The following is a 13084-nucleotide window of genomic DNA, read 5'->3' on the forward strand; positions in this document are numbered from 1 at the left end:
CAAACCCTCCCCCCCGTCTAGGAGAGGGAGACCGCTCTCGCGCCCTCCCCCCCCGCCTGCTCCGAAAACTCCCCCCCCCCCCCCTACCACCCCCCCCCCCCCCCCTCCCCCCCCCCCCCCCCGATGCGGTGGTGGTCAGAGGACCGACACCGCCGTGGCCTGCGGGCCGCGGTTGCCCTGGCCGACGTCGAACTGCACCCGGGCGTTCTCGTCCAGGCTGCGGAAACCGCCGCCGGTGATTTCCGAATAGTGGACGAACACGTCGGCGCTGCCGTCGTCGGGGGCGATGAAACCGAAGCCTTTTTCGGCGTTGAACCACTTCACGGTGCCTTCGGACATTCACGAACTCCTTGTCGCGTCGAACATGCGGCAGCGCCCCGGACGGGGCGGCCAGGCTGCGAGCGCGGAAAATCAGAAGCCGGAAAGGCACGTGCCGACGCTCGCCAAAAACCTCTGCGGGCGTCAAGAAAAAACGAACACAAAAATCTTCAACCGCCCCTAGTGGACCACAGGCGGCGGGCCCCGTCAAACGATCTGTGCTTTTCCGCCCTGACCCGGCGGCTCCCGCGGGGAGGGCGTAGCCTGGCGACCAGCAGGTTCGCACTGCGCTGACGACGCGGGTCACGCGAAGCCGTGACGACGCGATCCCGCTCGCGACCCCCCCACCGCCGAGACGGCGCGGCGGGTCGGCTTTTCTCTTCCCCAGCACCATGATCGGCGCTGGCCAAGCATCAAGGAGTTCTTCTGTTCCGCACATCCGCACCTTCCCGCCACACCGCGGCACCGGTCCCGCAGGTGCTCTTCAGCCACCCCGAGTCCCAGCCCGCGGGTTACGGCCTGCCCGAAGGCGCCTCGCACCGCGTGCGCGCCATCCGGTTCTCCGCCTCGACGGCCGCGTCGGCGACCCGGCGCCGGTAACGAGATCGACGCGCCGCCAACGATGCGTCCGTAAAATAGGCTGGCTGATCAGCGCCACCTGGCTGCCGCGGCGCGGGCGTAGTCGGCGAAGGAGATCGGCGGCCGTCCGGTGATCCGCTCAACGTGGTCGGTCACCTCGGCGGCCCAGTCGTTGCGGATGCCTTCGTACATGGCGGCGTAGAAGTCGGCGACCTCACCAGGCATGCCCCCGCCGAGCATGGCTTCGCGGAACTCGGCCGGGTCCATCGCCCGGTACCGCACCGGCTTTCCCGCGGCGGAGCCCACGATCGCGGTCATGTCCGAAAAGGACAGTGAATCGGGTCCGGTCAGGGAGTAGGTCTTGCGCTGATGTCCGTCCTGGGTCAGGGCGGCCGCGGCCGAAGCGGCGATGTCCTCGACGGAGATCGGCGCGACCCGGCCGCCGCCCGCGGGAACCGCGACGACACCTGTGCGGATGCTCTGCAGCATCGAGGGATGTTCGGAAAAGTTCTCCGCGAAGACGTTGGGCCGCAGAATTGTCGCGGGCACCGGGCCCGTTTCGAGGAATTGCTCGACCTCGGGCTTCGGGAATTCTTCACCGGAAAGACGCGCCGTGGTGTTGGACAAGTGCACCACCCGGCGAACCCCGGCGGTTTTGGCGTCGTTCAGCAGTGCCGCGACCGCTGCCGTGGGGTCGGGGCTGATCGGCAGCCACTGGTAGATCGCGTCCACGCCGTCCAGCGCGGGCGGGTAGGTCTCCGGGTCGTCCCAGTCGAAGCGGACCGGCGTCACCGAACCCTCCGGGCGCCCCGGGTTCCGGGTCGCCACCCGGATCCGGTGTCCCTGCTTGGCCAGCAAGGACACCACGCGCCGTCCGGTTCTGCCGGCTCCGCCCAGGACAAGAACTGTGGTAGGCACGCGTTCCTCGCAAGGTAGGGTCGAATCGGTAGCACCCTCACCGTAGGAATGGGTTATCGACGCACGCCATGACAGTTCTCGACAGGTTCATGTCCGATCGGCGCGGGGCCGGTGCGAATCGGGTGTGGCGATGACGGAGAAAGCGGCCGCTCGTGAGCGTGACCACGTTGCCGACGTCGTGGGCCAGGTCGTCGCCGCTCTGCGGAGCGGCGGCGCCGTCTACGGCCGGGCGCTGCTGCGCGCCCCCTGGGGACTCACGTTCGAGTCGCGTTCGATCGCCACGATTTACGTCGTGATCGCCGGTTCCTGCGTGCTCGTCCCCGACGGCGGAGCGGCTTTCCCGCTCGCCCCGGGGGATGTCGCGTTGCTGCCGTCCGGCGCCGGGCACGTGGTCGCCGACGCCCCGGGCCGCCCGGCTCCCACCGTGCGAAAGCTGTTCGGCGCCGACCTGGAGGAGCTGTCAGCCTCCGACCTCGTCATCGAGGGCGACGGGCCCGAGACCGTCCTGGTCTGCGGGGCGTACCTGCTCGAACCGGCGCCGCAGCACCCGTTCATCGCCTCCTTGCCCGACGTCGTCTCCGTCACGGCGGCCCAGATGCGCGGCACCAGCCTCGCCGCCGCCGTCCAGTTGCTCGCCACCGAGGTCGACCACGCCGGCCGCGGCACGCCCGCCGTAGTGGCCTCGCTGCTCGACCTGCTGTTCACCTACACCTTGCGGTCCTGGTTCCTCGACCAGCCGGACCAGCCGGCCGGGTGGGCCCACGCGCTCCACGACCCCGCGGTCGGCCCTGCGCTCGCGCTTCTGCACGACGACCCCGGCAAACCCTGGACCGTGGAGGCGCTCGCGCACGCCGTCGGCGTCCCGCGTGCCCGGTTCAGCCGCCGATTCGCCTCGACGACCGGCCACACTCCCATGGAGTACCTCGGCAGATGGCGGATGACCGTGGCCGCTCGCCTGCTGCGCGAGGGCGAAGCTCCCCTGCGGCAGATTGCCCGAAAGGTCGGCTACGACTCGGAATTCGCGTTCGCCCGCGCTTTCAAGCGGGTGGTGGGTCACGCTCCCGGCCGGTATCGCGCGATGCACCATGACTGTGCGGGCGCTGTCGATCCGCGGCGGTGACTCGCGGCGCGGCTTCCGCTAGCGAGTCCACCGGCGTGACCAGGCCGGAATCACCACGGCACCCGGCCTTCGTCGTTGAAGAATCCGCCGGTTTCGGCGTCGTCGCCCACTGTCGCCCAGTGCACTGACGCCCGCGCGCCCTCCGCGGTGGTGCGGACGCCGTTGAAGTTGTTCAGATCCGTCGCTACGTAGCCCGGCGTCACCGCGTTGACCTTGATGTGCGCGAGTTCCGGATCGTCGAGGAACGCGTTGGCGTACTTGACGGTGAGCATGTTCACCGCGGTTTTCGTCGCGGAGTACACAAAGGACTCGTGCGAGCGCGCGAACATCGAGCCCGGTTCGGTGGTCTTGGCGAACATCGCCGAATCGCTCGCGACGTTCACGATCCGGGCCGAACGCGAGCGGCGCAGCAGCGGCAGCATCGCGTGGATCACCCGTACGAGCCCGAAGACGTTGGTCTCGAACTCCGGGCGCATGTCCTCGGCCGTGACCTCCGCCGCGGGTTTGCGGATCAGCATGCCCGCGTTGTTGACTAGCACGTCGAGCCGCCCGTGCTCGCGTTCCACCAGCGCGGCCGCGTCGTTCACCGAAGCGTCGTCGGCGATGTCGATCAGCACCGGCCGCACGGACAAGCCGTCCTCGGCCAGCTCTTTCGCCGCGTTCGACCCCTTCTCGGCATCGCGGGCCCCGAGCAGCACCGTCAGGCCGCGCTCGGCCAGCTGCCGGGCGGTCGCCAGGCCGACCCCTTTGTTCGCGCCGGTGACCAGCGCGATGGTTTCCGCGGACATGCGCTCCGCCTTCCCGTGCCCGAGGCACGTACGATGAGAAGTGAAAGTACCCCTACACTTTAACCGTAGGGTTCCTACGTTTGTCAACCACGGGAGGCGGGATGGAACCGGAGCTGCCGAGCAGGCGGCCGAAGCGCGCCGACGCCCGGCGCAACTTCGACGCGCTGGTCGCCGCGGCGCGGGAGGCCTTCGAAGAGCAGGGGACGCAGACCTCGCTGGAAGACGTGGCGCGCCGGGCCGGGGTGAGCATCGCGACGCTCTACCGGAATTTCCCCACCCGCGAGGACCTCGTGGAGGAGGTCAACCGCGAGGCGGTCGAGGCGCTGTGCCGCGCCGCGGACGACGTCGCGGGCCTCGAACCGTGGGACGCGTTCGCGGCGTGGCTGCGGCATTTCGGGGAGTACATCGGCACGAAGCTGGCCTTCGCCGAATCGCTCAACCGCACCACCGAAGGCTTCCAGGCCTGCCGCCGGGCGATGCGGGAGGCGGGCGGACCGCTGCTGGCAAGCGCGCAGGAAGCTGGTGTCGCGCGCCTGGAAACGTCGATCGACGACGTCCTGCGCATGATTTCCGGGATCACGGCCGTCGAGTACGTCGACGAAGCCCAGCGGGAACGGGTATTCGAGTTCGCCCTCGCCGGGTTGCGGCGTCCCGGCTGAAAAACAACCGCGCTGACCTCTCCAGTGCGCTGAAGGTCAGGCCTTGGACGCTCCGAGAAACCGCAGCACGGCCAGGACACGGCGGTGGTCAGCGTCGGCCACCGGGAGGTCGAGTTTGGCGAAGATGTTGTTGATGTGCTTCGCCACGGCGCTCTCGCTGACCACCAGCGCCTGCGCGATGCCGGCGTTGGAGCGTCCTTCGGCCATCAGGCCGAGCACCTCCCGTTCGCGGGGGGTCAGCCGCGCGAGCGGGTCGCTGTCGCGCCGCAGCAGCAATTGCGCGACGACCTGCGGGTCCAAGGCCGTGCCCCCTTCCGCCACCCGCCGGACCGCCGCCACGAAGTCGGCGACATCGGCGACCCGCTGCTTGAGCAGGTAGCCCACCCCGCTGGTGTTCGCGGACAGCAGGTCGGCCGCGTACCGCTCTTCCACATACTGCGAAAGCAGCACCACTGGCGTCCCCGGCCAGCGCCGGCGGATCTCCATCGCCGCCCGCACTCCCTCGTCGGTGAAGCCGGGCGGCATCCGGACGTCGATCAAGGCGAGTTCGGGCCGGTGCTCCGCCACGGCCGCCAGCAATCCCTCCGCGTCGCCGGTTTCCGCGGCGACCTGGAACCCGGCCGTCTCCAGCACCTTGCTCAGGCCGACCCGCAACAACACCGAATCCTCGGCGATCACCGCGCGCACGGCAGCTCCGCGGTGACGATGGTGGGCCCGCCGACGGGGCTGCTGACGCGGAAGGCGCCGTCGAGGGAACCGACCCGCTTGGCGAGCCCGGTCAGCCCCGTCCCGGCAGAGGCGTCGGCCCCGCCCAGCCCGTCGTCGGTAACGCGCACTCGCAGCATCTCGCCGACCTGGCGGACTACTACCTCCGCCCGCATCGCGTTGGCGTGCTTCGTCGCATTGGTCAGCGCCTCGGAGATCACGAAGTACGCGACTGACTCCACGTTGGGCGCTACCCGTTCCTCCAGATCGACCCTCAGCCGCACTGGCAGGGGCGTGCGGGCGGCCAGCCCGGACAACGCCGCGTCCAGCCCCCGGTCTTCGAGCACGGCCGGGTGCAGCCCCCGCACCAGGTCGTCGAGTTCGGCGATCGCCTCCTTCGCCTCCAGGTGCGCTTTCGTGATCACTTCGCGGGCATCGCTCGGCAGGTCCGGCCGGGTGGCGAGGGCCAGACCCAGGTTGACCGCGAGAGCCACCAACCGCTGCTGCGTGCCGTCGTGCAGGTCGCGCTCGATCCGGCGGCGCTCCGCGTCGACGGCCTCGATCAGGCCGGTCCGGCTCACGGCCAGCTGGTCGACCCGCTCCTGGAGCCGCTGCGCCCGGCTGGGTCCGAGCAGACCCGGCGCCAATCGCGCCTAGGCCCGGGCCACTGCCCGCGCGATCCAGGGCAGGGCGCACAGGACGAGGAGTCCCGCCGCCGAGTAAACCGGCAGCTGAGTCAAGTAACTGGACCAGTTCTGGCTTCCGGCCGCCCATGCCCAGGCGTAGACGAGTACGCCCGCCAGGCCTGCCGCTGCCACCGCGAGTACCAGAAGTTCCAGCAGTGCGAGCACCGGGCCCAGCATCAGGTGATAGCCGATCTTGCGCCAAGGCCGTGCCGCCGCGAGCCACCGGGCGGCCGAGGCCCACGTCCATTGTTCCGGCGTGGCGGGGGAGCGGGGGACGTCCACCCCGATGAGCGCCCGGTAGCGAGCCCGCTGAACGGCCGTCAGCACGGGGGTGCCGAGCAAGATCAGGACAATCGGCACGGAAACCGCGAGGAGCCAGTTCCCGGTCCGGGCGACAGTCGCCGCCGCCCAGGCCCATCCGGGCACCAGCGCCAGGTGCGGCAGCACACCCGCGGCGAGAAAGCCGGTGTCCCGTTGCGCCCGGAGGACCGTGCGTCTCAGCCCGGGTGGAATCGTCATGGCACGACGCTAGGACACGGCGAGAGGACGGCGCCATGGAACCCGCACCCGATCTCATGGTGAACCTAGCACCAGGTGGCAGGTCTTGATCTTGGCCGCTGGAGGCGGCCTTTGCCGCATCGTCACGACGGCTGTCCGGTGTCGCGCAGGGCGAACCACGTGCACAGGCTGGCCAACGCGAGTTCCGGGACCGCGCAGACGAGTGCCTGGGTCAATTCGGCGCCAGCTTGGGCGGTCAGGACGTCGAACCAGGCGTCCATCACCGCGAGGGCCGCGACGGCCGATGCCGAGAGGCGCGCGCGGTCGTCGCCGTGGTGGGCCAGGTGCGCGGTGGTCGCGCAGCCGAGCGCCATCGCCAGGTCGAGTCCAATCCACACCGCTGGCCAGTGCCGCACCTGTGCGGTTTCGGGCAGGGACCGGCCCAGCACGAACACCCACGGCACCAGGACCGCGGCGACCGCGCCGAACACCTTGGGCGCCCATCGGTTTCCGGATCGCGTCCGGGCAGCCAGCGACCTCGCCAGAAGCGGCGGCTGGGGCGTCGTTCGAACGGTCATTGGGGTTCCTCCGCCGAAGTCGTGGGTGACGCCGCCGGTGTCGGCGGCCCTGAGGGAAACCCTGCCGCCCGAACCGGCCGCGATCAGTAGCCCGTGGTTCCGACTTCGTGGTGGCGCCTGCTACCGCACCGGCCCGGATGCCTGCGTGATGGTGCCGCCGACCTTGCCTCGATTACCGTGGCCGCAGAGCCGTCAAGCGGCCCTCCATAGAATGTCCTCTATGGACAGTCGGCAGCCGTGAGCACACGAATCCCCAGGTCATCGGAAACGACAACCTGGGGATTCGTGTTTTCAGGGCCGGGTTTTTCAGTCAGGCACCGGAGACCGCCACCACGCCGGTCATCGTGCCCACGTAGGCGTGGTCGCCGGACAACGTGGGAGAGGCGAAATGCGGAATCGCGCCGAGGTCCAGCTGAGCCAGTGTGGTCCCGTCTGCCGGTGAGAGCGCATACAGCACACCAGCGTTCCAATCCGTCACCCAAACCGCGCCGCCGCCGACGGTCGGTGAGCCGTTCGCGGTCCCGTCGGCATGCCACGCCACGGTAGGAGTGCCGTCCGCTGCGACGCGGACCGCGCGCGGACCGTCGTTGCAGGGCAGGTACGCGGTGTCGCCGCTGGTCGAGCTGCCGCCGAAGGACTGGCAGATCTCGGCTTTGGCCTGCTGCCCGCCGATTCCGCCGAGATTGTCGTGGCGCAGCACGTATCCGGTTCCCCGCTTGCCGACCGCGATGACATGATCGCCGAGCAGAGTCGGGCTGGACGAACCGAGATCGAGGTCTTGCGCGTTGTCGTCGGCCCAGGTATCCGGGGCGAACAGGTCGACCCGCTGCAGCGTGGGCGACAAGGCCAGCACGGAATCGCTGTCGTCGTAGCCCGTGGTGGATTCTCCGTTGCCCACTGAGTAGAGCAGCCGTTGCCCGTCGACGACACCGCCGCCCGGCGCCCAGATCCCGGCCTCCCTGGTGGTCGGCACGCTGTAGCTGAGCGGGTCCGTCCCGGCGGTGGTCGCTGAGACAACCGAACCGATGTAGTTCGCGCAGTCCCCGGCAAGCCCGCCGTAGGCCACGTACACCCGGTCGCCGAACACGGTCAGCGCCGCTCGCTGCTGGTGCGCCAGCCGATCTCCTTTAGGCGGCTCCAGTTCCGTGCGCACCTCTATCGCGCCGGTATTGACGTTCACCCCGACCAGCACGTGCTGCCCGCCGGTGAGCTCGGCCAGCGCGAAAACCCGGGACGTGGCCTGGTCGTAGGCCATGGTGCCGGTGATGCCGAGCGGATCGATGTTCCCGCACGGCAGCTCCGATCCCTTCGCCGGTTCGCCGACATGCGCCGACCAGCGGGTCGCGCCGGTCGCCGGGTCGAGCGCATAGACGGTGTCATTCTCCGTGGCAGCAAGGATCTGCCCGCCGACCACCAGCGGTTGCCCGTACACCGCACCGTCCAAAGTGGCCTGCCAGGCGGTGCCGAGAGTGCCCAGCGGAGCGAGATCTACCGCTTCGCCGGTACGGGCGTTGTCGTGGTGATACGTCGGCCAATCGGCCGCGGCGAGCTGCTGCGGGGAATGACCGGCGGTCGCCGCGGCCGTTGCCGGTGGGCTGACGCCCAGCGCGACGACCGCGATCGCGAACACCGTGCGGAGACAATTCCTTTTCATGAGGTATCACTCCTGGTCGCTGGTAAGCGACTCCCCGGTATCGCAGTATCCAGCCGGGCTCCCGGTCGCGATACCTCCGAACGGCAGAACAAGCGGTCTTCGTTGATGGGGTCGGGGCGCGGCAGCCGAGTGCCTTGTGCCGCATGCGGGTTCGCCGGTTTTGATCATGCGCGACCTCGACGTTGTGCCGCGGATCCCGGAACGCGTCGAAAGCGGCGCGGGTTTTTCCGGACTCAGCTCCCTCGGGCGGTCATGAAGTCGCGGTCCACAGTGGACGTATGGCCTGATCCTTTCCAGTCCTCAATGGACAGTCAATGGCACGTCGTTCGGCGGCGGCAGCGTGCCCCCGCCGCGCAGCAGAATCGGCCCGACCGGTGCCGGTTTGGCGACGGGAGGCGGTGGTGCCGGAGTCGGGGCAGGGGCGGGTTTCGGCGGCGCGGGCTGGGTGATCGCGGTGCCGTGCGCCGGGGGCGGCGGGTTCAGTTTCGCAGTGGCGGAGAGGTCGACGAGGTCGGCGAGGCCGTGGTCGTCATCGACCCGGGGCACGCCGAGTTTCGGCAGCTTCAGCAGGTCGATGACCGTCTTCGGGATGCTCGGATGCCAGGACCAGCGGTGGTCGATGCCCGGCTTGACCCGTCCGCCGAACAGCAGCAACGGCACCCGCGGGCCGTAGGCGAGCTGGACGCCGTCCGGGGTGATCTCGACGTTCGGCGTGGCCACGTGGTCGTCGAACCCGCCCCAGTCGTCCCAGGTCAGCAGGAAGACCGTCGAATTCCAGAGTCCGGCCCGCACGATCGCGTCGACGACCTGCCACACGGCGTCCTCGCCTTCGCTGACGTCCGCGGGCGGGTGTTCGTCGTAGGGCGAGTCGTGCCAGACCATCGACAGAGTCGGCAGCGCACCGGCTTGGGCGTCGGCGATGATCTGCGCGGAGCGCACGATGTTGGGCGACCCCTTGAGCTGCTGATAGAACTCGACCGGATACCCGCTGGCTCCGGTGTAGGCTTTCCAGCTCACGCCGTGGTCGGCGGCGAGCCCGGGCAGGGACGGCAGGTCCCACACCGGGTTGGCCTGGCCGCGGGGCGGGTTGCGCAGCGTGGGCGTCTGGCCGCCGACGATGAGCAGGTGGTTCGGCGTCGAGTTGGTGCCGTAGCCCGCGCAGTGGTTCTCGACGAACGCGCCGCTCGCCGCGAGCCAGGCGTAGAACGGCAGGTCGGCGACGGTGTCGAACTGGACGTGCGCGCCGGTGCTTTTCTTGGTGAGCCAGCGGTAGTAGGCCTTGCGGTCGTGCGGCTGGTCGGATTTCGGCGGGTTGGGGGAGACCGGCCAGCCGGTCGCGACGTTCGCGCCGAACGCGGCCATCGAGCGGAAGTAGTTGTCGGTGGTGTGGTTCTCCTGGACCAGGACGACGACGTGGTCGATCGGGCCGGTGGCGGCCATGGCGTTCCCTCCGGTGCTCCGTCGGGCCGCGCGGCCGGCTGCTCCGGTCGCGCCGGTTCCGCTGCATGATCGCCCGTCCGCCGTGCCCCGGCCACCGGGAAACCCCAATGGGAGCAACCGGATTCCCTTGCCCTGCCCGGGATATCGCGGATTGCGCGGAACGAGCTGTTCGCCGGTTTCGGGCGAGGCGGAGAAGGGAACTGTCCACGGTGGACTGGTCGGCGTCTCCGCTTCCGGCGGCGCGTGCGCACCCGCTCCGGTACGCCGTCACTGCTCGAAACCGAAGGGCTTGATCAGCTGACAGGCGGCTGCGAAAACAGAAAGATCCCGGGTGCCCCCGGTGAGATTCGAACTCACACTGGACGGGTTTTGAATCCGTTGCCTCTGCCAGTTGGGCTACGGGGGCGCAGTGCCGGAAACTCTACGGGACCCGCCCCCGCGGCCCTCGACCGGGTCCGGTGATCGACTTGGGCCCGGGGCTGCGTGTCGCCCGCCACTTCGTGGTGAACGCCATCGTGGGATCTGGATCGGTCCCGGTACCCTGGGCTCTCGCGGGTGACCGCGTGTCGAAGACGTCCCGCCGAGCCTTCAGGAGGACACCGGTGACCGAACAGGCTGCCGAGTCGAACGGCGCCGCCGCCGGCGTGCCGCAGCGACGGGTGCTCGTCGCCGAAGACGAGGCGCTCATCCGGCTCGACCTGGTGGAAATGCTGCGCGAGGAGGGCTACGAGGTCGTCGGCGAGGCCGGCGACGGCGAGGAGGCCATCGCGCTGGCCACCGATCTCAAGCCGGACCTCGTGATCCTCGACGTCAAGATGCCCAAGCTCGACGGCATCGAGGCGGCCGCGCGGATCACCGGCGACCGGATCGCGCCGGTCGTCATTCTCACCGCGTTCAGCCAGCGCGACCTCGTCGAACGGGCCCGCGACGCGGGCACCATGGCCTACCTGGTGAAACCGTTCGCCAAACGCGACCTCGTGCCCGCGATCGAGCTGGCCGTCAGCCGGTTCTCCGAGCTGCAGGCCCTCGAGGCCGAGGTCGCCGGGCTCACCGACCGGCTCGAGACCCGCAAGGTCATCGACCGGGCGAAGGGCCTGCTGATGAGCCGTCAGGGGCTCACCGAACCCGACGCGTTCCGCTGGATCCAGCGCACCGCGATGGACCGGCGCACCACGATGAAGGCCGTCGCCGAGGCGGTCGTGGAAAGCATCGGCTGAGCACGGAAAGCACCCGGCGAAGCGGGCGTGGCCAGGGGGTCGCGCCCGCTTTTTCGTTGCCGGAGACACCGGAAGCGCCGGAAACCGCATCGGAGAGTGACCGTCCGGTCCCGGAACGCGCTCCCGGCCAGCGGGGCCTCGTCCGGTTCGCCGCTTCCGTCCCGGGCCGCCTCGTCGCGTCGCGACCTGTCACTGACCAGCGGAAACCCTTCTGCCGCACCGGTTCGCCACCCACCCGTGCGGGTTGATCTGCCCTGCTCGAAAGGGCAAAGTTGCTACCTTGGAAGCCGAGGGATCGTGGTGTCGGTCACGGTGACAGAGGGGATGTTCCTACACTGCCTCCATCGATCGGACGTGTGGTCTAGGTCCTTTCGAGGGGTGCTCGGACACGAAGAGTCATTCACTCGGTCGTTGCAATAAGACGATCGAGTGTAAATCGTCCGTTAATTCTCGTGACGACCGTCACGATGTGGATACAAGACTCGCTGTGACTCTGTGCAACGCCTCACCCGGCGGCTACGTTCAGCGCCCAGTCGAAGTCCCACGCAGGGACCCGCCGTTCCACAGGAGCGTGTCGGGTGGCATTTGGAGGAACGAGTGCAGAGAGCACGACTCACTAAGGTCATCGTGCTGGCCGCGGCGGGAGTCATCTCCCTGGGCGCCTGCTCGGCGCGGACCGGCGGTGACTCGGGTGGCGACAGCGGCGCGCCGCAGGCCGCGGCCCCGTCGGCGGCGGCGAACGCGGCGGACCCGGCGGGAGACGGCAAGGCGCAGTGCGCGCCGACCTCGATCGCCTACGCCGGCACGATCAACGGCGCGAACGCGGCCCTGGGCCAGAACATCCTCAAGGGCGCGAAGCTGGCGGTCGACCAGCACAACAAGGCGAACCCGGGCTGCCAGGTCAAGCTCGCGGAGTTCGACACCGAGGGCACCCCGGACAAGGCGCCGGGCATCGTGACCCAGATCGTCAACACCCCGGGCATCATCGGCGTCATCGGCCTCCCGTTCTCGGGCGAGTCCAAGGCCGCGGGCAACATCTTCAACTCCGCCGGCCTGGTCGCCGTGACCCCGTCCGCGACCAACCCGTCGCTCGCCAACAACGGCTGGAAGACCTTCTTCCGCGCGCTGGGCAACGACAACGCGCAGGGCCCGGCCGCCGCGAAGTTCATCACCGGCGAGCTCAAGGCCAGCAAGGTCTGCGTGATCGAGGACGACTCCGAGTACGGCACCGGCCTCGCCGCCTCGACCGTCAAGGCGCTGGGCGACAAGGCGACCTGCCAGGACAAGGTCAAGACGAAGCAGACCGACTTCTCCGCCGTGGTCAACAAGATCAAGGGCGAGAAGCCGGACGCGATCTTCTACTCGGGCTACTACCAGGAAGCCGCTCCGTTCGCGCAGCAGCTGAACGACGCGGGCGTCAAGGCCAAGTTCGTCGGCCCGGACGGCGTGAAGGACGACCTGTTCGTGAAGGGCGCCGGCGACGCCGCGGCCAACGCGTACTTCACCTGCCCCTGCGTGCCCGCCGACCAGTTCACCAAGTTCACCGACGCCTACAAGGCGGCGACCGGCGTCGACCCGGGCACCTACTCGCCCGAGGCCTACGACGTCGCGACGATCCTGCTGAAGGGCATCGACGCGGGCAAGAAGGACCGCGCCGGGCTGCTGGACTTCGTGAAGACCTACGACGGACAGGGCATCACGAAGCACTTCAAGTGGGACGACCACGGCGAGCTCGCCGCGACCACCGTGTGGACCTACAAGGTGGACAACGGGAAGATCGTCCGCAACACCGAGATCAAGTAGCTCACCGCTTTCGGTTCCAGTACCGGGGGGGGGGGGGGGGGGGGGGGGGGGGGGGGGGGGGGGGGGGGGGGGAGGAGCAGCAGAGGGAAAAGGGGAGGGCGGAGGACACACACCCCCCTCG

13 protein-coding genes and 1 tRNA gene are annotated in these 13084 nt (G+C 69.4%); 4 read left to right on the forward strand and 10 right to left on the reverse strand.

What is annotated here, in order from left to right:
- Positions 1–135: 135 nt before the first annotated feature.
- Positions 136–339, reverse strand: coding sequence for a cold-shock protein (locus tag ACZ63D_RS41665; protein WP_452080788.1), 204 nt, complete (start codon positions 337–339; stop codon positions 136–138).
- Between the two features lie 627 nt (positions 340–966).
- Positions 967–1815 carry an NmrA family NAD(P)-binding protein gene (locus tag ACZ63D_RS41670; protein ID WP_465359849.1) on the reverse strand — a complete coding sequence of 283 codons (849 nt, stop codon included), beginning with the start codon at positions 1813–1815 and terminating at the stop codon, positions 967–969.
- A gap of 130 nt (positions 1816–1945) precedes the next feature.
- Between ACZ63D_RS41670 and ACZ63D_RS41675 the strand changes: the two genes are divergently transcribed.
- Positions 1946–2935, forward strand: coding sequence for an AraC family transcriptional regulator (locus ACZ63D_RS41675; RefSeq protein ID WP_465359850.1), 990 nt, complete (start codon positions 1946–1948; stop codon positions 2933–2935).
- Positions 2936–2985: 50 nt separating this feature from the next.
- On the opposite strand, the gene ACZ63D_RS41680 is transcribed toward ACZ63D_RS41675, so the two are convergent.
- The gene (locus ACZ63D_RS41680; protein ID WP_465359851.1) at positions 2986–3723 is read right to left on the reverse strand and encodes an SDR family NAD(P)-dependent oxidoreductase; all 738 of its coding nucleotides are present in this window, start codon (positions 3721–3723) and stop codon (positions 2986–2988) included.
- 101 nt (positions 3724–3824) lie between these two features.
- On the opposite strand from ACZ63D_RS41680, the gene ACZ63D_RS41685 reads away from it, so the two are divergent.
- The gene (locus ACZ63D_RS41685; protein ID WP_465359852.1) at positions 3825–4382 is read left to right on the forward strand and encodes a TetR/AcrR family transcriptional regulator; all 558 of its coding nucleotides are present in this window, start codon (positions 3825–3827) and stop codon (positions 4380–4382) included.
- A 36-nt stretch (positions 4383–4418) separates the two neighbouring features.
- On the opposite strand, the gene ACZ63D_RS41690 is transcribed toward ACZ63D_RS41685, so the two are convergent.
- The 7 genes from ACZ63D_RS41690 to ACZ63D_RS41720 form a co-directional block, all read right to left on the reverse strand.
- Positions 4419–5069, reverse strand: coding sequence for a response regulator (locus ACZ63D_RS41690; protein ID WP_465359853.1), 651 nt, complete (start codon positions 5067–5069; stop codon positions 4419–4421).
- Entirely contained in the window at positions 5057–5668 is a 612-nt protein-coding gene (locus tag ACZ63D_RS41695) for a sensor histidine kinase (protein ID WP_465359854.1), read from the reverse strand. Before ACZ63D_RS41695 ends, ACZ63D_RS41690 begins: the two co-directional genes overlap by 13 nt.
- 72 nt (positions 5669–5740) lie before the next feature.
- Entirely contained in the window at positions 5741–6292 is a 552-nt protein-coding gene (locus ACZ63D_RS41700) for a hypothetical protein (protein ID WP_465359855.1), read from the reverse strand.
- Between the two features lie 122 nt (positions 6293–6414).
- The gene (locus tag ACZ63D_RS41705; protein ID WP_465359856.1) at positions 6415–6849 is read right to left on the reverse strand and encodes a hypothetical protein; all 435 of its coding nucleotides are present in this window, start codon (positions 6847–6849) and stop codon (positions 6415–6417) included.
- Between the two features lie 310 nt (positions 6850–7159).
- Positions 7160–8503, reverse strand: coding sequence for an outer membrane protein assembly factor BamB family protein (locus ACZ63D_RS41710; protein WP_465359857.1), 1344 nt, complete (start codon positions 8501–8503; stop codon positions 7160–7162).
- Positions 8504–8803: 300 nt separating this feature from the next.
- Entirely contained in the window at positions 8804–9943 is a 1140-nt protein-coding gene (locus tag ACZ63D_RS41715; protein WP_465359858.1) for an alkaline phosphatase family protein, read from the reverse strand.
- A 332-nt stretch (positions 9944–10275) separates the two neighbouring features.
- Positions 10276–10349, reverse strand: a tRNA-Leu gene (locus tag ACZ63D_RS41720).
- Between the two features lie 196 nt (positions 10350–10545).
- Between ACZ63D_RS41720 and ACZ63D_RS41725 the strand changes: the two genes are divergently transcribed.
- Positions 10546–11160 carry an ANTAR domain-containing response regulator gene (locus ACZ63D_RS41725; protein ID WP_009079762.1) on the forward strand — a complete coding sequence of 205 codons (615 nt, stop codon included), beginning with the start codon at positions 10546–10548 and terminating at the stop codon, positions 11158–11160.
- A 627-nt stretch (positions 11161–11787) separates the two neighbouring features.
- Positions 11788–12963 carry a branched-chain amino acid ABC transporter substrate-binding protein gene (locus ACZ63D_RS41730; protein WP_465359893.1) on the forward strand — a complete coding sequence of 392 codons (1176 nt, stop codon included), beginning with the start codon at positions 11788–11790 and terminating at the stop codon, positions 12961–12963.
- Positions 12964–13084 lie beyond the last annotated feature (121 nt).

The sequence above is a fragment of the Amycolatopsis sp. NPDC104775 genome (genome assembly GCF_055583325.1).